This is a genomic window from Microbispora siamensis, assembly GCF_016863095.1.
Classification (GTDB): Bacteria; Actinomycetota; Actinomycetes; order Streptosporangiales; family Streptosporangiaceae; genus Microbispora; species Microbispora siamensis.
In genome coordinates this window covers 1-560 of sequence record NZ_BOOF01000145.1, presented here as the reverse complement: position 1 = coordinate 560, position 560 = coordinate 1, and the positions used below count along the sequence as shown (strand labels likewise).

General features: G+C 65.9%; 1 protein-coding gene. It reads right to left on the bottom strand.

Translation table 11 applies throughout. From position 1 onward, the window contains the following. Positions 1–3 precede the first annotated feature (3 nt). Positions 4–560: non-reducing end alpha-L-arabinofuranosidase family hydrolase (locus Msi02_RS42850; protein WP_275414240.1), on the bottom strand; the 557-nt coding region annotated here is incomplete at its 5' end.

Below are 560 nucleotides of genomic sequence, written 5' to 3'. Positions count from 1 at the left end.
CCGTCAGCGCTGCAGTGTCAGCAGGCCCGGCCGGTAGGGCAGGAGTCCGTAGTCGCCGCCGGAGCTGGGGCTACGGCCCTGGTAGAGCAGCTGCAGGTTGCAGGGGTCGACGGTCTTGGTCTGGTCGGGGTTGCTGCGGACCAGGTCACCGTGGCTGATGTCGTTGGTCCAGGTGGCGCCGCTGTTGGCCTTGCCGGCGAAGGGGTTGCTCTCGGTCGCGGCGTTCGGGGTCCACGTCCCGTCCAGGCTGTTGGCCGTGAACGAGCGGAAGTAGCGGCCCTGCGAGCCCATCGCCTCGACGAGCATGAGGTACTTGTTCTGGCCCTGGAGCTTGTAGACCTCGACCGCCTCGAACAGGTTGGCCTGAGTGTCGCTCATGATCGTCGTGTAGTTCGAGCCGAAACTGCCCGGGAAGTTCCCGATGGGCATGCTCTGCCGGTAAATCTTGCCGTTGTCGCCGGCGAAGAACAGGTACATGTTCTGGCCGTCACCGATCAGCGTCTGGTCGATCGGCCCGGTGCCCGAGCCGGAGATGCTCGCGGTGGACAGCGTCTGCTGCG